Annotated in this window: 22 protein-coding genes; 3 read left to right on the top strand and 19 right to left on the bottom strand. The window is 70.8% G+C overall.

Going from position 1 to position 18,598, the window contains the following annotated elements; all coding sequences use genetic code 11:
* A complete protein-coding gene (locus AA23TX_RS24445) occupies positions 1-198 on the top strand; it encodes a hypothetical protein (RefSeq protein WP_155545189.1) in 198 nt (65 codons plus the stop codon).
* On the opposite strand, the gene AA23TX_RS24440 is transcribed toward AA23TX_RS24445, so the two are convergent.
* From AA23TX_RS24440 to AA23TX_RS24425, 4 genes are read right to left on the bottom strand one after another with little or no spacing between them, the layout of a single operon-like run.
* On the bottom strand, positions 195-962 hold the full coding sequence (locus AA23TX_RS24440; protein ID WP_155545188.1) for a 3-oxoacyl-ACP reductase: 768 nt from the start codon (positions 960-962) through the stop codon (positions 195-197). The two genes, AA23TX_RS24445 and AA23TX_RS24440, sit on opposite strands and share 4 nt — an antisense overlap.
* Positions 962-2,329 carry an aldehyde dehydrogenase family protein gene (locus AA23TX_RS24435; RefSeq protein WP_155545187.1) on the bottom strand — a complete coding sequence of 456 codons (1,368 nt, stop codon included), beginning with the start codon at positions 2,327-2,329 and terminating at the stop codon, positions 962-964. Before AA23TX_RS24435 ends, AA23TX_RS24440 begins: the two co-directional genes overlap by 1 nt.
* Positions 2,326-3,036: a gamma-glutamyl-gamma-aminobutyrate hydrolase family protein gene (locus AA23TX_RS24430; RefSeq protein ID WP_155545186.1), complete on the bottom strand. Its 711-nt coding sequence runs from the start codon at positions 3,034-3,036 to the stop codon at positions 2,326-2,328. The genes AA23TX_RS24435 and AA23TX_RS24430 overlap by 4 nt, the downstream gene beginning before the upstream one ends.
* Positions 3,017-4,381 (bottom strand): glutamine synthetase family protein, encoded by a 1,365-nt coding sequence (locus AA23TX_RS24425; RefSeq protein WP_196425512.1) that lies wholly within the window; start codon positions 4,379-4,381, stop codon positions 3,017-3,019. The genes AA23TX_RS24430 and AA23TX_RS24425 overlap by 20 nt, the downstream gene beginning before the upstream one ends.
* A 376-nt stretch (positions 4,382-4,757) precedes the next feature.
* Here AA23TX_RS24425 and AA23TX_RS24420 point away from each other — a divergent pair, with 376 nt between their 5' ends.
* On the top strand, positions 4,758-5,282 hold the full coding sequence (locus AA23TX_RS24420; RefSeq protein ID WP_155545185.1) for a YflT domain-containing protein: 525 nt from the start codon (positions 4,758-4,760) through the stop codon (positions 5,280-5,282).
* Between the two features lie 129 nt (positions 5,283-5,411).
* On the opposite strand, the gene AA23TX_RS24415 is transcribed toward AA23TX_RS24420, so the two are convergent.
* The 3 genes from AA23TX_RS24415 to AA23TX_RS24405 form a co-directional block, all read right to left on the bottom strand.
* Positions 5,412-6,317 (bottom strand): alpha/beta fold hydrolase, encoded by a 906-nt coding sequence (locus AA23TX_RS24415; protein ID WP_338422537.1) that lies wholly within the window; start codon positions 6,315-6,317, stop codon positions 5,412-5,414.
* Positions 6,318-6,499: 182 nt separating this feature from the next.
* Positions 6,500-7,717, bottom strand: a complete 1,218-nt coding sequence (locus AA23TX_RS24410) for a DUF1700 domain-containing protein (RefSeq protein WP_155545183.1) — start codon at positions 7,715-7,717, stop codon at positions 6,500-6,502.
* The gene (locus AA23TX_RS24405; RefSeq protein ID WP_155545182.1) at positions 7,714-8,037 is read right to left on the bottom strand and encodes a PadR family transcriptional regulator; all 324 of its coding nucleotides are present in this window, start codon (positions 8,035-8,037) and stop codon (positions 7,714-7,716) included. The genes AA23TX_RS24410 and AA23TX_RS24405 overlap by 4 nt, the downstream gene beginning before the upstream one ends.
* Before the next feature lie 107 nt (positions 8,038-8,144).
* On the opposite strand from AA23TX_RS24405, the gene AA23TX_RS24400 reads away from it, so the two are divergent.
* Positions 8,145-9,047: an SMP-30/gluconolactonase/LRE family protein gene (locus AA23TX_RS24400; protein WP_155545181.1), complete on the top strand. Its 903-nt coding sequence runs from the start codon at positions 8,145-8,147 to the stop codon at positions 9,045-9,047.
* 34 nt (positions 9,048-9,081) lie between these two features.
* Here the strand turns inward: AA23TX_RS24400 and AA23TX_RS24395 are convergent, their stop codons facing one another.
* From AA23TX_RS24395 to AA23TX_RS24340, 12 genes are all read right to left on the bottom strand, one after another.
* Positions 9,082-10,260: an MAB_1171c family putative transporter gene (locus AA23TX_RS24395; protein WP_155545180.1), complete on the bottom strand. Its 1,179-nt coding sequence runs from the start codon at positions 10,258-10,260 to the stop codon at positions 9,082-9,084.
* Positions 10,257-10,790, bottom strand: a complete 534-nt coding sequence (locus AA23TX_RS24390) for a hypothetical protein (protein WP_196425511.1) — start codon at positions 10,788-10,790, stop codon at positions 10,257-10,259. Before AA23TX_RS24390 ends, AA23TX_RS24395 begins: the two co-directional genes overlap by 4 nt.
* Positions 10,791-11,062: 272 nt before the next feature.
* Positions 11,063-11,497 (bottom strand): helix-turn-helix domain-containing protein, encoded by a 435-nt coding sequence (locus AA23TX_RS24385; protein ID WP_155545179.1) that lies wholly within the window; start codon positions 11,495-11,497, stop codon positions 11,063-11,065.
* Positions 11,498-11,556: 59 nt separating this feature from the next.
* Positions 11,557-12,426, bottom strand: coding sequence for a bifunctional DNA-formamidopyrimidine glycosylase/DNA-(apurinic or apyrimidinic site) lyase (gene mutM, locus AA23TX_RS24380; protein ID WP_155545178.1), 870 nt, complete (start codon positions 12,424-12,426; stop codon positions 11,557-11,559).
* A 41-nt stretch (positions 12,427-12,467) separates the two neighbouring features.
* Positions 12,468-13,820, bottom strand: coding sequence for a polysaccharide lyase 6 family protein (locus AA23TX_RS24375; protein ID WP_155545177.1), 1,353 nt, complete (start codon positions 13,818-13,820; stop codon positions 12,468-12,470).
* Positions 13,821-13,910: 90 nt separating this feature from the next.
* Positions 13,911-14,660 carry a ribonuclease III gene (rnc, locus tag AA23TX_RS24370; RefSeq protein WP_196425510.1) on the bottom strand — a complete coding sequence of 250 codons (750 nt, stop codon included), beginning with the start codon at positions 14,658-14,660 and terminating at the stop codon, positions 13,911-13,913.
* 13 nt (positions 14,661-14,673) lie between these two features.
* Positions 14,674-14,856 carry a 50S ribosomal protein L32 gene (gene rpmF / locus AA23TX_RS24365; RefSeq protein WP_013223689.1) on the bottom strand — a complete coding sequence of 61 codons (183 nt, stop codon included), beginning with the start codon at positions 14,854-14,856 and terminating at the stop codon, positions 14,674-14,676.
* A gap of 70 nt (positions 14,857-14,926) precedes the next feature.
* A complete protein-coding gene (locus AA23TX_RS24360) occupies positions 14,927-15,529 on the bottom strand; it encodes a YceD family protein (RefSeq protein ID WP_196425509.1) in 603 nt (200 codons plus the stop codon).
* Between the two features lie 107 nt (positions 15,530-15,636).
* On the bottom strand, positions 15,637-16,365 hold the full coding sequence (locus tag AA23TX_RS24355; RefSeq protein ID WP_155545175.1) for a DivIVA domain-containing protein: 729 nt from the start codon (positions 16,363-16,365) through the stop codon (positions 15,637-15,639).
* 114 nt (positions 16,366-16,479) lie between these two features.
* Positions 16,480-17,283 (bottom strand): hypothetical protein, encoded by an 804-nt coding sequence (locus AA23TX_RS24350; protein ID WP_155545174.1) that lies wholly within the window; start codon positions 17,281-17,283, stop codon positions 16,480-16,482.
* Positions 17,283-17,798, bottom strand: coding sequence for a SigE family RNA polymerase sigma factor (locus tag AA23TX_RS24345; RefSeq protein ID WP_155545173.1), 516 nt, complete (start codon positions 17,796-17,798; stop codon positions 17,283-17,285). Before AA23TX_RS24345 ends, AA23TX_RS24350 begins: the two co-directional genes overlap by 1 nt.
* 67 nt (positions 17,799-17,865) lie before the next feature.
* A complete protein-coding gene (locus AA23TX_RS24340) occupies positions 17,866-18,561 on the bottom strand; it encodes a ribonuclease domain-containing protein (RefSeq protein ID WP_155545172.1) in 696 nt (231 codons plus the stop codon).
* Positions 18,562-18,598: the final 37 nt, after the last annotated feature.

Below are 18,598 nucleotides of genomic sequence, written 5' to 3'. Positions count from 1 at the left end.
ATGACCACCACCGTCATCGTCCTGACCCTGATCGTCGGCGTGCTGACCTTCGCCGCCGGCGCCTTCCTCGCCTCCGAGATCGCCGTCCGCGTGCTGCGCCGCCGCGAAAAGCTCGTCTCCGAAGAGCGCAAGAAGCTCAACGCCGCCTGGAACTACCTCCGGGAGGTCTACGGCGTCAAGAAACCGACGAAGCGTTAGAGCGGGGTGACGTACGCGCCGGAGATGCCGCCGTCGACCAGGAACTGGGACGCCGTGATGAAGCTGGCGTCGTCGCTGGCCAGGAACGCCACCGCCGCCGCGATCTCCGACGGCTCGGCGAACCGGCCGACCGGCACGTGGACCAGCCGCCGAGCCGCGCGTTCCGGGTCCTTCGCGAACAGCTCCTTGAGCAGCGGCGTGTTCACCGGGCCCGGGCACAGCGCGTTGACGCGGATGTTCTCCCGCGCGAACTGGATGCCCAGCTCACGGCTCATCGCGAGCACCCCGCCCTTGGACGCGGTGTAGGAGATCTGCGACGTCGCCGCGCCCATCACCGCGACGAACGACGCCGTGTTGATGATCGACCCGCGACCCTGGCGCTGCATGTGCGGCAGGACGGCCTTGCAGCAGTAGTACACCGACGTCAGGTTGACGCGCTGCACCCGCTCCCACGCCTCGATACCCGTGGTCAGGATGGAGTCGTCCTCGGGCGGTGAGATCCCCGCGTTGTTGAACGCGACGTCGACCGAGCCGAACTGCTCGACCGTGCTGTGGAACAGGTTCTCGACCTGCTCGGCGTCGGTGACGTCGGTCTGGATGAACGCGCCGCCGACCTCGTCCGCGGCCGCCTTGCCTTCGGCCGGCGTGAGGTCCCCGATGACGACCTTCGCGCCTTCGCTCGCCAGACGGCGCGCCGAGGCGAGCCCGATGCCGCTCGCGCCGCCGGTGATCACCGCGACGCGGCCTTCGAAACGCTGGACCATTACTCCTCCGTGCTCAGAAAGACGTTCTTGGTTTCGGTGAACGCCGCCGCGGCGTCGGGGCCCAGCTCGCGGCCGAGGCCGGACTGCTTGAACCCGCCGAACGGCGTCCAGTAGCGCACCGAAGAGTGCGAGTTCACCGACAGGTTGCCGGCTTCGACACCGCGCGCCACCCGGAACGCGCGGCCGGCGTCGCGGGTCCAGATCGAGCCGGACAGGCCGTACTCGGTCGCGTTGGCCATCCGGACCGCGTCGGCCTCTCCGTCGAACGGCACGACGGCGACGACCGGGCCGAAGACCTCGTCCGCCACGGCCGGGTACCGCAGGTCGGGCGGGGTGAGGACGGTCGGGGGGAACCAGTAGCCGGGGCCCGACGGCGCGCTGCCGCGGAACGCGACCGGCGCGTCGTCCGGCACGTAGGAGGCCACCTTTTCGCGGTGCGCGGCCGAGATCAGCGGGCCCATCTCGGTCGTCTCGTCGCCCGGGTCGCCGACGACGACGCCGTGCACCGCGGGTTCGAGCAGCTCCATGAACCGGTCGTACGCGCTCGCCTGCACCAGGATCAGCGACCGCGCGCAGCAGTCCTGGCCCGCGTTGTCGAAGACGCCGTAGGGCGCGGTCGCCGCGGCCTTCTCCAGGTCGGAGTCGGCGAAGACGATGTTCGCGTTCTTGCCACCCAGCTCCAGCGTCACGCGCTTCACCTGCGCCGCGCAGCCGGCCATGATCTGCTTGCCGACCTCGGTCGAGCCGGTGAAGACGACCTTGCGCACGCCCGGGTGGTCCACGAACCGTTGCCCGACCACGGATCCCTTGCCCGGCAGCACCTGGAAGACGTCCTCCGGGATGCCCGCCTCGCGCGCCAGCTCGCCCAGCCGGACCGCGGTCAGCGGCGTCAGCTCGGCCGGCTTGAGGACGACGGTGTTGCCGGCCGCGAGCGCGGGCGCGAAGCCCCAGCCCGCGATCGGCATCGGGAAGTTCCACGGCACGATCACGCCGACCACGCCCAGTGGCTCCTGGAAGGTGACGTTGACGCCGCCCGGGACGGGGATCTGCTTGCCGATCAGGCGTTCCGGCGCCGCGGAGTAGTAGGTGAGGACGTCACGGACGTTGCCCGCTTCCCAGCGGGCGTTGCCGATGGTGTGCCCGGAGTTCTCGACCTCGAGCCGCGCGAGGTTCTCGATGTCGGCCTCGACGGCGTCGGCGAAGCGGCGCAGCAGCCGCGCGCGGTCGCCGGGGGTGACGTCGCGCCAGCCCGGGAACGCCGCCTGCGCGCGGGCGATCGCCGCGTCGGTCTCCTCGGCGCTGGTCAGCGGGACGGTCCGGACCACCTGTTCGGTGGCCGGGTTCCGGACGTCGAACGTGCTGGTCATGCCCTCTCCTTGCTCGCGTCGACGAGGGCGGCGAACAGCCGGACGTCGTCGCTGTCCTGCTCGGGGTGCCACTGCACGCCCAGGGTGAACTCGCCGGGCACCTCGGCGGCCTCGATCGTGCCGTCGGCGGCCCAGCCGACCGGTTCGAGGCCGTCGCCGAGCCGGTCGATCGCCTGGTGGTGGTAGCAGAGCGTCTTGGTTTCCGGGCCGAGGATCGCCGCCGCCCGGCTGCCGTCGGCCAGGGTGACGATGCCCTTGCCGAACGTCGCGGGCGCGGGCTGGTGCTCGGTGGACTCCGACGCCTCCGGCAGGTGCTGGGTGAGCGTGCCGCCGAGGGCGACGCTGATCACCTGCAGGCCGCGGCACACGCCGAGCACCGGCTTGCCCTGGCGCCGCGCCGCTTCGAGCAGGCCGAATTCGAACGCGTCCCGCTCCGGCCGCGTGTAGGTGGCCGGGTGCGGCTCCTGGCCGTAGCGCTGCGGTTCGACGTCCGCGCCGCCGGTGAGCACCAGGCCGTCCACAGTGGACACGAGCCGGTCGTACGCGTCGGACACCGGCGGCAGCAGCACCGGGATGCCACCGGCCGAGACGACGCAGTCGACGTAGACCCGATGCAGCAGCACGGCTTCGGTCTCCCAGACCAGGAACTTGGCGGGTTCGAGGTAGGTGGTGAGCCCGATGACCGGCTTAGAGTCGTTCGAAGCCACGAACCCGCTCCCAGTCGGTGACGGCGGCGTTGTAGGCGTCGATCTCGATCTTCGCCGCGTTGAGGTAGTGCTCCACGACGTCTTCGCCGAACGCTTCCCGCGCCAGGGTGCTCTCCGCGAGGGCCGCGGCGGCCTCGGGCAGCGTGGTCGGGACCGTGCCCCGGTCGGACTGGTAGGCGTTGCCGACGAAGGGCTCTTCCAGCTCCAATTCGTTCTCGATGCCGTGCAGGCCGGCGGCGATGAGCGCGGCGACGGCCAGGTACGGGTTGACGTCCCCGCCGGGCACGCGGTTCTCGACGCGCAACGACTCGCCGTGGCCTACGACGCGCAGCGCGCAGGTGCGGTTGTCCGTGCCCCACGCGATCGCGGTCGGCGCGAAGCTGCCGGGCACGAACCGCTTGTAGGAGTTGATGTTCGGCGCGAAGAAGTAGGTCAGCTCGTGCAACCCGGCGAGCTGGCCGGCGAGGAACTGCTCCATGAGCGTCGAGAAGCCGTGGTCGTGGTCGCCGGACAGGACGGCCCGGCCTTCGGTCGAGCGCAGGCTGATGTGGATGTGGCAGGAGTTGCCCTCGCGCTCGTTGTACTTCGCCATGAACGTGAGGCTCTTGCCCTCCTGCGCGGCGATCTCCTTGGCGCCGTTCTTGTAGACGCTGTGGTTGTCGCAGGTGCTCAGGGCATCGGTGTAGCGGAAGGCGATCTCCTGCTGGCCGGGGTTGCACTCGCCCTTGGCGGACTCCGGGTAGAGCCCGGCGCCGGACATCTCGTTGCGGATGCGGCGCAGCAGCGGCTCCAGCCGCGCGGTGCCGAGCATCGAGTAGTCCACGTTGTACTGGTTGGCGGGCTTGAGGCCGTGGTAGCGCTTGTCCCAGGCGGCTTCGTAGGTGTCGTCGAAGACGATGAACTCCAGCTCGGTCCCGACGTACGCGGCGAGCCCGCGCTCCGCGAGGCGCTCGAGCTGACGGCGCAGGATCTGCCGCGGCGACACGCTGACGGCACCGCCCTGCACGCGCTCGACGTCGGCCAGCACCAGCGCGGTGCCCTCCTGCCAGGGGATCTCCCGCAGCGTGGCGAAGTCGGGGCGCAGCACGAAGTCGCCGTAGCCGCTCTCCCACGACGAGAGCGCGTAGCCGTCGACGGTGTTCATGTCGACGTCCACGGCCAGGAGGTAGTTGCAGGCCTCGGTGGCGTGGCCGACGACCTCGTCCAGGAAGTACTCCGCCGAGCAGCGCTTGCCCTGGAGCCTGCCCTGCATGTCCGTGATCGCGACGAGCACGGTGTCGATCGTGCCCGCGTCCACGCGCGCCCGGAGCTCGTCCAGCGTGAGCATGCCTCGTCTGCGTGCCATCTGCCGCCTCAAAGGTTTGATGCGAATCCTTTGCGGGTCCTTCCTACCCGGTGACGCCGCCGGGGTCAACCGGAACAAAGGTATTTTATTGAACCATTGATTCACCCCGCCGCACACCCACTCCGACCGTGTCGTCCAGCCAGGTACGCGTGTCGTCCACCGAGGTGCGCGTGTCGTCCACCCGGGTACGCGAGGCCCGCGGCCGGACGCACCGGAACGGCGTGCGTACGTGCCTGGACGGACGACACGATGAGCACGTGGACCGGTGGCGGCCGGTATGCGCCGTTTGCCCGTCTGAGAAGAGTCTGTGAATTCCGCGCGAGCGGGAGGAATCCGGGGTACTCCCACGTTGAACGGGGCAGGAGAGGTGAGATCGATGACCACAGCATTCACGCAGCAGAGCACGATCGGACAGCAGCAGGCCCGGCCCCAGCTGCCCACCCTGCCCACCGGCTGGCCGATCGGTTCCTACGAGTCCTACGAGCAGGCCCAGCGCGCGGTCGACCACCTCGCGGGCACGGACTTCCCGGTCACCGACGTCACGATCGTGGGCGTGGAGCCGATGCTCGTCGAGCGCATCGCCGGCAAGATGTCCTGGGGCAAGGTCCTGGGCAGCGCGGCGACGTCCGGCGCGATGTTCGGTGTGTTCCTCGGCCTGGTGCTGAGCCTGCTGAACCCGGGCGCGGGCCTGGTCCCGATCGTGATCGGCCTGGTCGCCGGGCTCGGGTTCAACCTGCTCTTCGGCGCACTCGGGTACGCGGCCAACCGCAACAAGCGCGGGTTCGTCTCCCAGAGCCAGCTGGTGGCGCGCCGCTACGACGTCCTGTCCCAGCCCCGCAACGCCGAGAAGGGCCGCGCACTGCTGGCGGACCTCGCGGCTCGCAGCGCTTTCGGCCACTGACGCACTGACGCACTGAGGAGCGATGGCCACCTCCCTTCCGGAGGTGGCCTTCGTCGTGCCTGGGGACAACTCCGCCGGCTACCCCGGAAACTGTCGGTGCCCGCCGGTAGCGTGGAAAACGGGGGCTGCTCAGGTCCCCGACGACACCGCCGGCGCGTCCGGGAGCGCAGCCGGGTCCGGCAGCCGCGCTGCCCGGCCCCCGCGCAGCAGGTCGCCCCAGCGCGTGCGGTCGTACTCCGCCGGCGGCGTCTGCGCCAGGAACTCGCGCAGGATCTCCAGGAACCGCTTCGGGTCCGACCGGTGCGGGAAATGGCCGGCGCCCTCGAACAGCACCAGCTTGCTGCCCGGCATCGCCCGGTGCGCGCGCCGGGCGTGCCCGCTCGGCACGACCCGGTCGTCGGTCCCCCACACGAGCAGCGTCGGGATCCCCTCGGTCAGGTAGCAGCGGTCCAGCATGTTGACGACCTGGCCGCGCCAGTCGACGACCGAGCGCAGGGTGCGCAGGAACGCCGAGCGCGTGCCCGGTTCGAGCAGCCGGACGTAGCGGGTCAGCACGTAGTCGAGGTCGGGGCCCAGCCCCAGCCCTTCGGACACCCGCAGCAGCTCGGCGAACCCGCGCAGCACCGTCAGCGCCGGCCGCGTCCCCAGCAGCGGCAGCGCCAGTCCCGCGCCCGGTGCGGCGGCCAGCCGCAGCAACGGGTGCACGCTCGCCCCGACCCCACCGGAGCCGACCAGGACGAGCCGTTCGCAGCGTTCCGGGAACTGGTAGGCGAACTGCATCGCGACGCCGCCGCCGAGCGAGTGCCCGATCACCGTGACCCGGTCGACGTCGAGCGTGGTCAGCAGATCGCGCATGCCGCAGGCGTAGGCCGCGACGGAGTAGTCGGCGCGCGGCTTGGCCGAGGCGCCGTGGCCGAGGAGGTCGGGCGCGATCACCGTGTGGTCGGCCGACAGTGAGGCGAGCAGCTCCAGCCACGTCGCCGAGTCGTCGCCGATGCCGTGCAGGAACAGCAGGGCCGGGCCGCGCCCGGCCATCCGGTAGGCGCGCTCGTACCCGTGGATGACCCGTGTGCGCGGGGCGAAGGTGTCCGCCTCGACCTCGGTGAGTGGCACGCACCCAGCTCAGCACGCCCGCGTTCGCGGGACGTTTCGCGCACGTTGGCATCGGGTGAACGCCGGGAGCGGCCCCGACCCGGCTCCCGGCGTTCGTTCCCCCGTTACTTCGTCGGCGTCGGCGTGGCCGGCGCGGACGAAGACGTCGGTGCGCTCGACGGAGAAGGCGCGGTCACCTTCGGGATCGCCGCGCTGAACGGCACGCCCGCGTTCTCGCGGCAGGACGAGCGGTACCCGTTGTAGCCGTTGTAGTTGCCCTGGTCGTCGGTGACGCCCTGCTCGATCTTCGGCCGCGGGAACCGGTTGTCCGCGCCGATCTTCTCCTTGGTGCCGCTCGAGCGCTCGCAGCCGTAGCGGGTCACCGTGAGCGGCCGGCCCTCTTCGTCGTAGAGGTAGATCTCGGTCAGCGGCTTGCCCTCGGCGTCGAACGCGTAGACGTTCTCGATCTCGTGGTTGCCGTAGGTCAGCTGGTCGTTGCCGTACCGGTCGGACGTCTGGTAGTACGACGGCGAGTTCGAGTAGGAGTTCCGGTTCGAGATCAGGTCGACCGCGGCGCCGAACCCGCCCAGGATGCCGCCGATGACGAACGCCGAGATCGGCACGGTCACCCACAGCAGCCGCCGGTCGCCGCGCAGCCGCGGGCCCGCCCACACGGCCGCGCCGCCCGCGACGAGCAGGAACGGCAGCAGCAGCACCGCGGTGCGCGAGCGCAGCATCAGGAGCAGCCCGAAGGCGAGGAGCACGACGGCGCACACGATCCACCAGGCCGGCTTGAGCGAAGCGAGGTAGCTCAGCGCCTTCCCCGAGTCCTCCTGCTGCCGCCCCTTGTTCAGCGTCCGCCGCAGCCACACCACCTCCGGCAGCGCGAGCACCGGCTCGACCCCGCCCTTCAGCAGCAGGAACAGGCTGATCAGGAACACCGGCAGGAAGAGCACCGCGCCCAGCAGCCCGTCGGGGTCGACCCGGACGGCGGCCGCGAACGCGAACAGCGCGAGCGCCACCGCGCAGAGCACGAGGCCCCAGAACGCGATCCGCGGCTTCGCGAGGCTCGGGTTCCTGGTCGTGGCGAGCACCTGCGTCGCGCCTTCGGCCGCCGGCGGGTACCCACCCGAGGCGCGCAGCTCGGCGGCGTAGCTTTCGGGCGTGCCGAGCCGTTCGATCAGGGCCTCGACGCGGGCCCCCTCCCCCAGCTCGGCCTCCAGCTCCGTCAGGTGCGGGCGGACGTCTTCGAGGATCTCTTCGATCTCGCTCGCGGGCAGGTCGGCGAGCGCGGTGCGGACCCGCGCCAGATAAACCCGCACGGCGGTCGGCTTGTCGCTCATGCTGCCTCTCCCAAAAGCATGTTCATCGTCGATGCGAAGCTCTGCCAGGTCTTGCCCGACTCCGCCAGGCGGAGCCGGCCCGGCTCGTTCAGGCTGTAGTACTTGCGGTGCGGGCCCTCTTCGCTGGGCACCACGTACGAGGTGAGCAGGCCGGCCTTGTAGAGCCTGCGCAACGTCCCGTACACCGACGCGTCCCCCACCTCGTGCAGGCCGGCGCCTCTGAGTCTTCGCAGGACGTCGTACCCGTAGCCGTCTTCCTCGCGGAGCACCGCGAGCACGGCCAGATCGAGCACCCCTTTGAGCAGCTGACTGATCTCCACTGCACCCTCCAGTCTTACGCTTGGAAAGGTACCACGCATTGCGCAGTAGTGCGCACGGCGGAGGGCCAGCCGCCATACTTGCCGGGGAATCTCATGAGGGGTGATCGATGGATCTGGTGAAGACGGACTTCGAGGTGCTGGACGAGCGCTTCGCGCGCGTCAACGGCGACGAGTGGATGCAGCGCCTGCACACCGGCTGCCGCTGGACGGAGGGGCCGGCGTACTTCCCGGCCGGGCGCTACCTGGTGTTCAGCGACATCCCGAACGACCGCACGCTGCGCTGGGACGAGACGACGGGCCGGGTCGGCGTCTTCCGTCAGCCGTCCGAGTACTCGAACGGCCACACTGTCGACCGCCACGGACGGCTGATCAGCTGCGAGCAGGGCCGCCGGCGGGTGACGCGCACCGAGCACGACGGGACGATCACCGTGCTGGCGTCGAAGTTCGAGGGGAAACGCTTCAACAGCCCGAACGACGTCGTCGAGCACTCGGACGGGTCAGTCTGGTTCACCGACCCGAGTTACGGCATCGACAGCGACTACGAGGGGTACCAGGCGGAGAGCGAGATCGGGGCGTGCCACGTGTACCGCATCTCCCCTTCGGGTGACGTGCGGATCGTCGCGGACGACTTCTCCCGGCCCAACGGCTTGGCGTTCTCGGCCGACGAGTCGCTGCTGTACATAGTGGACACGCGGCAGAAACCCAGCCACATCCGGGTGTTCGAGGTGGGTCCCGACGGCGCGCTGACCGGCGGATCGGTGTTCGCGACGTGCGACAACGGCGTGTTCGACGGAGTCCGGGTGGACAGCGAAGGCCGGCTCTGGGCGGCGGCCCACGACGGCCTGCACTGTTTCGCGGCGGACGGGACCCGGATCGGCAAGCTGCGGATACCGGAGATCTGCTCGAACTTCACGTTCGGCGGCCCGCGCGGGAACGACCTGTTCATCACGGCTTCCAGCTCGCTGTACACGCTCCGGGTGACGGTGAGCGGAGCCCGCTACCCGCGCTGACGAGCACCCGAGGCCGCCTCGGTTGCGTTGACGCTCAGCCGAGCGCGCTCGTCCGGAGGCGCTCGACCACCGCGTCGCGCTGCCAGGCCCGGCTCACCCGGACCAGCCAGGCCGCTTCGGCGCCGACGTCCGCGTCCGCTTCCGCCAGGGGCGCGGGCTCCGTCTGGCCCGGCTCGAAGCGGCGTCCCTGGCGGCCCGCCTCGATCGCCGCGGCCAGGGTCACCGCTTCGACCGTCGGGGCCAGGTCGGCCTCCGGGACTCCCGCCCGGCGGGCCGCCGTCTCCGCGCGGGCCGGGAGGTCCGGGTCGAAGTGGGCGCGGAGGGCCAGGTGACCGTCGCGGATCTCGATCACCCTGCGGTACAGCGCGAACTCGGCGCCGCCCGTCAGCTCGCGGCCCGGGTCCAGCGCGATGCCCGGCACCGCCGCGCGCAACGCCGTCCACAACGGCTCGATACGGCGGTAGGCCCGGTACGCCCGCACCCGGCCGATCACCGACGTCACCGCGGGCGACCACGCGCTGAGCGTCGCGCCGGCCGTCACGAACCCGATCGTGGCCGCCGCGAGCACCGAGGACGGCAGGTCCTCGCGGGCGCCGATCCGGCCGGTCTCGGCGAGGCGGCGGACGTCGTCGATGTCCCAGAACGTCCACGCGAACGCGGCACCCACGCCGACCACCAGCAGCCACAGCCCGGTGCGCAGCGGGCCCGGCTCCGCGTGCCACGCGCTGCGGCCGAACACCGCGATCAGCAGGCCGAGGCTGATCAGGCTGTAGGCCAGGAAGACGATCTTGTCGGCCAGGGCGAACCCGACGCCGGCGTCGGAGAAGACCGTGTCGTCACCGACGCGCCGCGGTTTCGAGAGCGTGAAGCACACCGCGAGCAGCACCATCGACGCGCCGGTGAACAGCGCGTGCGGGGCGAGCCGGGCGCCTTCGCCGCGCCACACCGACTGCGTGAACGCCACGGCGAAGCCGATCGCGCCCAGCTTCAGCTCGTCGCCGGCCAGGCTGAGGACCCACTCGGCCACCGGGCCCGGGCCGGCGAGGGCGGCCATCGCCGGGGTCAGCACGAGGATGCCGGTGGCGATGCAGATGCCGAACCCGGCGAGCAACCACATGGTGCGCACCGGCTGGCTGCGGCGCGCCTCGACGAGCTTGTACCCGAACCCGGCGAACCCGACCAGGCACAGGTGGTAGGCCAGGGTCTCGATCACGGCGCCCGGCGGCGGGACCGGCCGCCGAAGAGGGAGTCGAAGCGCCGCAGGCCGTCCGGGGCGTCGGGCGCGAGCTCGCGCGGCTCCCCGGGCCGGACGACGCGCTGGGCGAGCAGGCTCGCGACCAGTTCGGCTTCGCGTTCCTCGACCTCGGTGTAGGTGGTGCGGCCGAGCACGCGCCGAACCAGCTCGGGCGAAAGGCTGGGCATGAGCTGCCGCCCGGCGGCGGCGTCGAGGGCGACACCGTCCGCGCCGCCGGCCGGGCCGGTGTGGCCGCAGAGCAGGTGGCCGACCTCGTGGAGCAGGATGTGCTGCCGGTGCAGGGCGGTGGTGGTGGTCGGGTAGAGGATGTAGTCGGCGCGTTCGGTGCTCATGAGCAGCCCGCAGGGAGCGCCTTCGGGCGCGCTGACGGGCATGAGCTCGATGGGCCGCCCCCGCTCGGCGGCCAGGCTCGCGACGAACGTCTCGGCATCGAAGGGCTCCGGCAGGGTGACGGCGTCGGCGACCTCCCGGGCCCGCTTCCACAGCACCCGTCCCGGTCTCCGCCGCCACGACGTTCGCGCCACGTCAGCCCTCCCTCACGCCGCGACCCCACGGCTCCGGCCGGTTCAACGCGGCGACGTCGGCGGGGATACGCGGAAGGAGCAAGATCGGTCGCACGGTTTGCGGGTCGGCGGACGAGGTGGCGCTTCGATGGCTCGCGAGAGAGCGCGACCGGCTGCGCGACTTCCCGCGCAAGCCGGGGCCTGGCCGCTCGACCTCGACGAATCCCGCTGCGCCCGGCATCGCGAACGCCGTCACCTCAGGCCTCCTTCTTCGGTCCGCCGCGACCGGCCTCCCTCCGGGCGATCGCGTCGACCATGTCGCTGATCGTGTCCAGCCCGTCCGCCGACAGGGTCACCGCGCGCAGGGCCAGGTCGCGGACCCCCGCGTCGCGAAGGGCGCCCAGCAGGGCCAGCTCCTCGGCGATCTTCGTGCTCTGCTCGTCGTCGAAGAAGTATGCCGGAGGTACTCCGAAGAACTGGGCCAGTGCCTCGAGGTGACGCTTCGTCGGGTTGTCACGGCGGCCCGTGCGCAGCTGCCACAAGTACGTCGTCGAGAAGCTCTCGCCTGTTGCCTCGCGACAGGCCTTCGCGACCTCTTCGTTGCTGTACGGCTCCCGATCGGGCCTGCGGACCACGTGGAACAGCCGGTCGATCTTGTCGGCCAGCGTCGACTTTCCGGGCTCCTTGGCCACGATGCACTCCCTCAGCTACCAGGCACATTCATCTTAGCTGAAAGCTGAACACTATTTATCTACCCAAGTTTGGCCCGAGGGCGTGGCTGACACCGCGGACACGAGAACGACGACCGGTTCATGAACGGCTCCCGCCGGATCGCCGTGCCGCACCGGTGGCACGGCAGCCCCTCCTGGCCGTACGCGTCCAGCGACCGGTCGAAGTACCCCGACTGCCCGTTGATGTTCACGTACAGCGCGTCGAACGACGTCCCGCCCGCGCCCAGCGCCGCGTTCATCACGTCCGACGCCGCGGACAGCAGCTCGCGCCCCTTGGCCAGGGTCAGCTTCTCGGTCGGCCGGGACCAGTGCAGGCGGGCCCGCCACAGCGCCTCGTCCGCGTAGATGTTGCCGATGCCCGACACCAGCGTCTGGTCCAGCAGCGCCCGCTTGACCTCGGTGCGCCGCGACCGCAGCGCGCGCACCGCCGCGTCGAGGTCGAACGCCGGGTCCATCGGGTCGCGCGCGATGTGCGCGATCGTGTCCGGGAGCAGCACCTCGCTGCCGATGTCACTGAGGTCGTCGAGCGCCAGGCCGCCGAACGTCCGCTGGTCGACGAAACGCAGCTCAGGACCGTCGTCGTCGAAGCGCAGCCGGACGCGCAGGTGCTTCTCGTCCGGCGCGCCCTCGGGCTGGACGAGCATCTGCCCGCTCATCCCGAGGTGCGCCAGCAGCGCCTCCTTGTCGGACAGCTCCAGCCACAGGTACTTGCCACGGCGCCGCGCGGCCTCGACGCGGGTGCCGGCCAGCCGCTTCGTGAAGTCCTCCGCGCCCAGCGCGTGCCGGCGGATGGCGCGCGGGTGCAGGACCTCCGCCTCGCGGATGGTCCGGCCCGCGACGTGCGCCTGGAGGCCCACGCGGACGACTTCGACCTCGGGGAGTTCGGGCATGCGTTCATTGTGCCCGGGAGGTACGACAGTTTTCGCGAAGGCTACGGAGCGGCCGGGCCGACGTCGGCCTTCGTCAGCGGAACGCGGGTGGCGCCGGCGAGGAACTCGTCGGCCCCGACGTCGAAAGCGCCCGAACGGGACTGCAGGTCGAAGTCCTTCGCCGCGAACGGGTACGAACCCACGCCCGCGTCGATCGCCGGGCTCCCCGACGCCAGCCGGTACAGCCCGGCCGCGTCCTTCACCAGCTTCGGGTCCACCGAACGGGACGGGATCCCGGCCGACCCGCCGAAGGTGATGTTGCCTTCGTACTTCACCGTCGACCCGCCGGGCAGCGTCACGAGCGGGCCGGACGTCCCCTTGACGATGTTGTCCGCGACCACGCAGTCCTTCGGCTTGAAGTCGCCGCCGTCGCCGTCGATCACGCTCTTCGAGCCCAGCACCGTGTTGTACGCGACCGTCACCCGATCGGGTCGATCGTGGAGCTTGCTGGTCGGCCCGCTGTCGGCCTCGTCGCCGGACCCGAAGACGATCGCGCGGTCGCCGGAGTTCGCGACGTAGTTGTTCACGATCTTGTGGTCGTTCCCGTGGAACCGGATTCCCGATCCGAAGAGGACATTGCCCTCGACGACGCTGCGGTTGCCGTGGCGCAGGACTATGTAGCCCTTGCTGTCGCGGATCGTGTTGTACCGCACCACGTTGTCCGACGACTTGACGGAGATCGCCTCGCTGTCGCCGTCGGCCTTCTCGAACAGGTTGTTCTCGATCAGCGCGTTGGCCGTGTACGACTGGTGGTCACTGAGGCCCAGCCGGATCGACTCGCCACCGTTCGAGCCGCTGAACTGGTGGTTGTAGAAGTAGTTGTGGTGCACGTGGACGTGCTTGGCCATCGCGCCGGACGGCCCGAGGATCTGCAGGAACACGCCCTGGGTGGTGCGGTTCTGGAAGACGTTGCGGTCGACGACGGTGTCGTCGCCGCTGACCGTCACCCAGTTGCCGTCGGTCGAGAGCTGGAAGTCGTTGCGGGTCAAGCGGTTGCCCGGCGCGCCGGCCGGGACGCTCAGCTTCGCGCTGCCCCGGAACTTGAACCCCCGCAGCACGACGTTCGAGACGCCGCTCGCGAAGGCGAACGTCTTCGAGCCGGTGATCGTGGCCTGGCCGGTGTGCTCCGCGGCGACGGTCACCGGCGCGGCGCTCGTGCCGGACCGCTTGATCGACAGCGTCGAGCCCGCGGAGTAGGAGCCGTCGGCGAGCACGATCGTGTCGCCGGGGTTCGCTTTGTCCATAGCGGACTGCAGCGCCGAAAGCGACGTGACGCGGACCTGCGCGGCCGAGGCCGCCGGTCCGGGCACGACGACGAGCGCCGCCGCGAGCAAGGGGACGAAGAACAGACGCATTCCGCCAAACCTCTCAGTCAGGTACGAGCGCGGCGGATCGCCACACGCTACTGAGCGGTTCGGGAAATCGTCAACGGAGGTTCCCGGTGATCAGGACTCCGGTTCGTCCTTCTTCTCGGCTTCGAGCTCGGCCGACAGCGAGCGCCAAGCCGTCTCGGCGGCCTTCTGCTCGGCTTCCTTCTTCGTCGACCCGTTGCCGTTGCCCATCGGGCGGCCGGCGACGAGCACGGTGGCCGTGAACTCCTTGCGGTGGTCCGGACCGGTGTCCTCGACGCGGTACTCGGGCACGCCGAGACCGGCCGACGCCGTCTGCTCCTGCAGGCTGGTCTTCCAGTCGAGACCGGCGCCGCGCAGCGGGGCTTCGGCGAGCAGGCCGTCGAAGAGGTGGTGCACGAGCTTGCGGGCGATCTCGATGCCGTGCTCGAGGTAGACGGCCCCGATGACGGCTTCCAGGCCGTCCGCGAGGATGCTCGCCTTGTTCCGCCCGCCGGTGAGCTCTTCGCCCTTGCCCAGCAGCAGATGCGCCCCGAGCCCGCCCTCGCCGAGCCCGCGGGCGACCCGCGCCAGCGCGTGCATGTTGACGACGCTGGCGCGGAGCTTCGCGAGCTGACCTTCGGGCAGGTCGGGATGCGTGGTGTACAGGTGATCGGTGACGACCAGGCCGAGCACGGCGTCACCGAGGAACTCCAGCCGCTCGTTCGGCGGCAGGCCCCCGTTTTCGTACGCGTACGAACGGTGGGTCAGCGACAGCTCGAGCAGCTCGGGGTCGAGTGTGACCCCGAGCGCTTCGAGCAACGGCGCCGGATCGGCTGGTGGTCCCCCGGGCGTCTTGCCCCCCATGTCGGCTACCCGATCAGGCGGGCTCGACGACCTGGCGGCCGTTGTGCTGGCCGCACGACGGGCACGCGATGTGCTGGAGCTTCGGCTGCTTGCAGGCGCGGTTGGAGCAGGGCACCAGCTGCACCGGAGCCGCCTTCCACTGGCTGCGGCGGGAGCGCGTGTTGGATCGCGACATCTTCCGCTTCGGGACGGCCACGAGTAGATCTCCTTAAGACGGTCTGCTCGCGGTGCGAGCGAACTTCCTCCGCAACGAGCTGGGGCGCTCGTCAGGCTTGCTCGGCGGGACCCGGCGCAGGCTGCTCGCCCGCATTCTCGTCGAAGCGCTCGACCAGTGCGGCCCACCGAGGGTCTATCTTCTCATGCCCGTGTCCGGGCTCGAGATCGGCCCACTTGACGCCGCAGTCGATGCAGAGCCCGGCGCAGTCTTCGGTGCACAGCGGCGCCAGCGGCAGGGCGAGCACGACGGCGTCGCGCACGATGGGCTCGAGGTCGATCCGGTCGTCGATCAACCGGGGGATCTCGTCCTCGTCGGTGGTCTCCTCGGTGGCCGAGCCCGGGTAGGCGAACAGCTCCTGGACCTCGACCTCGACCTCCTCGGTCAGCGGGTCGAGGCAGCGCGCGCAGGTGCCCTTCGCGGTCGCCGTGGCGGTGCCGCTGACCAGGACGCCTTCGACGACGGACTCGAGCAGCAGGTCGAGCTTGAGCTCGGAGCCCGCGTCGATGGTGATGACATCGGGGACGCCGAGGGGCGTCTCCACCGGCACGCTGCGCGTGAGGGCGCGGCTCAGGCCGGCGTGACGGCCGAGCTCCCGGGTGTCGATCACCCAGGGGCTGCGGTCGTCGAGCTGGGGGGTCTTGTTCTCGGACATCCAGTCCAGAGTACGCACCGGGTGCCACCCCTTTCGAGCTGGCACCCGCGCAGGTCGGACCTACCGGCCGAGGCGCGGACGGCGTCCCGCGAGAGGTGAGAGACTCGTCACACCTGGTAGTCGTAGAGCGTCGGGCGGCCACCCGAGCTCGGCAGGTTCGCCGGGGAGCGCAGGTGGTTGCGGCCCGAGTCGACCGTCCGCAGCGTCGTCGCCAGCAGCTCCGAGAACTCCGCGAGCTTCCCGTCCACGTACGCGTCGCAGTCCGCGCGCTGGCGGTCGGCCTCCGCGTGGGCCTCGTCGACGATGCGCGCGGACTCCGCGTGCGCCGCCTGGACGACCTCGGTCTGCGCGACCAGCCGGGACTGCTCGAGACGGCCGTCCTCGATGGCGCGGTCGTAGGCGTCGCGGCCGGCCTGGATCATGCGCTCGGACTCGGCGCGCGAACGGTCCGTGAGGTTCTGGTACTCGGCCTGGCCCGCCGCGACCGTGCGGTCGGACTGGTCGTGCGCGTCGGCGAGCATCTGCTCGGCGCGGGCGCGCGCGTCGGCCAGGATGCGCTCGGCTTCGTCGGTGGCGTCGGCGATCGCGCGCTCGGCCTCGGCGTTCGCGCCGGCGACCGTCTCCCCCGCCTCCTTGCGGGCGGCGTGGATCAGGTCGTCACGCTTGTCGAGCACGTCCTGCGCGTCGTCGACCTCCGCCGGCAGTGCGTCGCGGACGTCGTCGAGGAGTTCGAGGACGTCTCCGCGGGGCACCACGCAGCTGGACGTCATCGGGACGCCGCGCGCCTCCTCGACGATGGTGACGAGCTCGTCGAGCGCCTCGAAAACCCGGTACACGGCAACTCCAATCCCCTGTCGCTGAGATCAGTCTGCCCGTTTTCCGCGCGGAACCGGTGAACGCCACCGGCACCGGGCGTGTCCCCCTGGACCACACCCGGCGCCGGCGTCCCCCTACTGGGCGACGAAGCCCGGGTCGGTGACGAGGGCGATCAGCTGCCGGTCGTCGAGCACGAGCCCGTCCCCGGCGGGGGCGTCGATCCGTGGAGCGGGGAGGCCCAGCTCGGCCGCCGTCATCGGGGCGACCCGCCCGAGGTCGCTGACGTCGACGGAGGTGCCGTCGACGCGGTAGTGGGCAGCCGCGCGCCCGGCCACCGTGGTGGACGGCGGCGCGCCCGGCAGTCCTCCTTCGGAGACCTCCGAGATCACGACCGTGCTGCCGTCCGGCCGGGGGATCCTGTCGCACCGCATCCGGCCGCCCGGCGGGCACGCCTGCGACACCGGCAGCGTGTTCCGCGCCACCGTGAGCTTCCCCAGGATCGCGAGGGTGAAGCTGTGTCCCTTCCCCTCGTGGTCGACGAAGGAAATGCTCGTGCTCATCTCGTCGGCGTGCAGCTCGCCACCCATGCTGTAGAAGCTGTCGATGACGATCTTGCGCGCACCCGGGATCACCGCGGGCAGCACTTCCTTGAGGTGCGCCAGGTTCCGCAGTTCCAGCGGGGTCTGCGGCTGCTGCGGCGGTTTGACCACGATCACCGGCGGCAGGTACGTCGCCGCCGGGGGTACGGGCGGTGGCGGCGACGGCCGCAGCGCCACGACCGCGGCGCCGGCGATCCCCAGCGTCACGGCCACGGTCGCCACGGTCGCGCGGCGGTTGCGAAGCCGCTTCGCCGCCTTCGTCGCGACGTCGTCGGGGTCGAACCCGAGGGGAGGCTCGGCGAGCACCACCTCGCGCAGCCTGGTCTCCAGGTCGGTCATCACACGCTCCTCTCCGCGGCCGAGGACTCCAGCCGCGTCAAAGCCGCGCGCAGCGCTTCGAGCCCGCGCGCGGCTTGGCTCCGGACGGTTCCTTCCGAGCAGCGCAGTGCCTTCGCGACGTCGGCGACCGGGAGATCGGCGCAATAGCGGAGCACGACGGCGGCGCGCTGTTTCGGCGGAACCTCGGCGAGGGCGCGGAGCAGGTCACCGGAGATGCCGGCGTCGGCCGGATCGAACCGCGGCTCTTCGGGGACGACGCCGTCGCGACGCTCGTTGCGCCGCCAGGGTCGCCGCCGCTCGTCGAGCCAGCAGCGGAGCAGGACCTGTCTCGCGTAGTTGTCGACGGGCCCCGTCCGGGCGACCTTCGGCCAGACCCGGTAGAGCTTGATGAGCGCGACCTGGACGAGGTCTTCGGCCAGGTGCCAGTCACCGCACAGGAGGAACGCCGTCCGCCGCAGCGGCAGCGCCCGTTCCCTGGCGAACTCCCGGAACCCCGCCTCGTCCCCTGACCGCATCGCGCCTCCCCGTCCGATGTTCCACCGGTACTCACGGGCGGGGAAGCGCGGCGCGTTGCACGGAAACTCAGGAATTCAGGTCGATCCGCTTGAAGGTGACGTAGTGGTCGGGCGTGTAGGCCAGCTCGCCCGCCTTGCCGGAGATCACGCGGTCGTTCGTACCCACGGTGAAGAGCTTGTAGTAGCCGGACGCGCAGGCCGGGAGGACACCTTCCCGGTTCTCGTAGGTCGTGCTGCTCGTCGCCCCGCCGCGGACGTTGTCGACCACCGTGCGAGCCGCCGCCGACAGCTGGGAGTAGCCGATCTTCGTCAAGCCGGACAGGTCGCCGCAGGCGTGGGTCGTGCCGCCGCCGCTGATGTCGATGACCTTGAAGGTCGCGTAGTGGTCACCGGTGTAGAAGTACTCGCCGCCCGAGCCGGTCACGATGCGGCGCGTGCCGCGGGTGCTCGAGCCGGGCGTCGGCACCGTGTACTCGTGGTAGTAGCCCGACGCGCAGGACGGGAGGATGCCCTCCCGGTTGTCGAAGACGACGCCGTCGTTCTGCGGGTACGGGAAGGGGCCTCCCTTCCGGATCAGGTTGTACGTCGTCGTCGCCTCGGCGGGCAGGGCCGAGAGGGTCGTGTGGGAGAACCCGGAGAGGTTCCCGCAGGCGTTCTGGGCGGCGACAGCCGGAGCCGCCGCGTCGGCGGCGGTGACCCCTGTGGACAGGGTGGCCAGGAGCGCGAAAAGGACCGCGACCAGGCGTGATCGGTAGTTGGTCATTTTCGGACCGTAACCCGATCGGATGATCGTCAGAAGG

This window comes from Amycolatopsis camponoti (genome assembly GCF_902497555.1).
Lineage (GTDB): Bacteria > Actinomycetota > Actinomycetes > Mycobacteriales > Pseudonocardiaceae > Amycolatopsis > Amycolatopsis camponoti.
The sequence above is the reverse complement of the archived record's forward strand: the minus strand, read 5'-3'. Positions and strand labels throughout refer to the sequence as shown.

What these genes read in the sequence shown, in the direction of transcription:
- AA23TX_RS24420 (WP_155545185.1), top strand. Translation starts at nt 4,758, where the DNA reads ATGACCACAGCATTCACGCAGCAGAGCACGATCGGACAGCAGCAGGCC.
- AA23TX_RS24345 (WP_155545173.1), bottom strand. Translation starts at nt 17,798, where the DNA reads ATGCGGTCAGGGGACGAGGCGGGGTTCCGGGAGTTCGCCAGGGAACGG.
- AA23TX_RS24375 (WP_155545177.1), bottom strand. Translation starts at nt 13,820, where the DNA reads ATGCGTCTGTTCTTCGTCCCCTTGCTCGCGGCGGCGCTCGTCGTCGTG.
- AA23TX_RS24440 (WP_155545188.1), bottom strand. Translation starts at nt 962, where the DNA reads ATGGTCCAGCGTTTCGAAGGCCGCGTCGCGGTGATCACCGGCGGCGCG.
- AA23TX_RS24410 (WP_155545183.1), bottom strand. Translation starts at nt 7,717, where the DNA reads ATGAGCGACAAGCCGACCGCCGTGCGGGTTTATCTGGCGCGGGTCCGC.
- AA23TX_RS24435 (WP_155545187.1), bottom strand. Translation starts at nt 2,329, where the DNA reads ATGACCAGCACGTTCGACGTCCGGAACCCGGCCACCGAACAGGTGGTC.
- AA23TX_RS24445 (WP_155545189.1), top strand. Translation starts at nt 1, where the DNA reads ATGACCACCACCGTCATCGTCCTGACCCTGATCGTCGGCGTGCTGACC.
- AA23TX_RS24360 (WP_196425509.1), bottom strand. Translation starts at nt 15,529, where the DNA reads ATGTCCGAGAACAAGACCCCCCAGCTCGACGACCGCAGCCCCTGGGTG.
- rnc (WP_196425510.1), bottom strand. Translation starts at nt 14,660, where the DNA reads ATGGGGGGCAAGACGCCCGGGGGACCACCAGCCGATCCGGCGCCGTTG.
- AA23TX_RS24425 (WP_196425512.1), bottom strand. Translation starts at nt 4,381, where the DNA reads ATGGCACGCAGACGAGGCATGCTCACGCTGGACGAGCTCCGGGCGCGC.
- AA23TX_RS24350 (WP_155545174.1), bottom strand. Translation starts at nt 17,283, where the DNA reads ATGACCGACCTGGAGACCAGGCTGCGCGAGGTGGTGCTCGCCGAGCCT.
- mutM (WP_155545178.1), bottom strand. Translation starts at nt 12,426, where the DNA reads ATGCCCGAACTCCCCGAGGTCGAAGTCGTCCGCGTGGGCCTCCAGGCG.
- AA23TX_RS24400 (WP_155545181.1), top strand. Translation starts at nt 8,145, where the DNA reads ATGGATCTGGTGAAGACGGACTTCGAGGTGCTGGACGAGCGCTTCGCG.
- AA23TX_RS24415 (WP_338422537.1), bottom strand. Translation starts at nt 6,317, where the DNA reads ATGGCCGGGCGCGGCCCGGCCCTGCTGTTCCTGCACGGCATCGGCGAC.
- AA23TX_RS24340 (WP_155545172.1), bottom strand. Translation starts at nt 18,561, where the DNA reads ATGACCAACTACCGATCACGCCTGGTCGCGGTCCTTTTCGCGCTCCTG.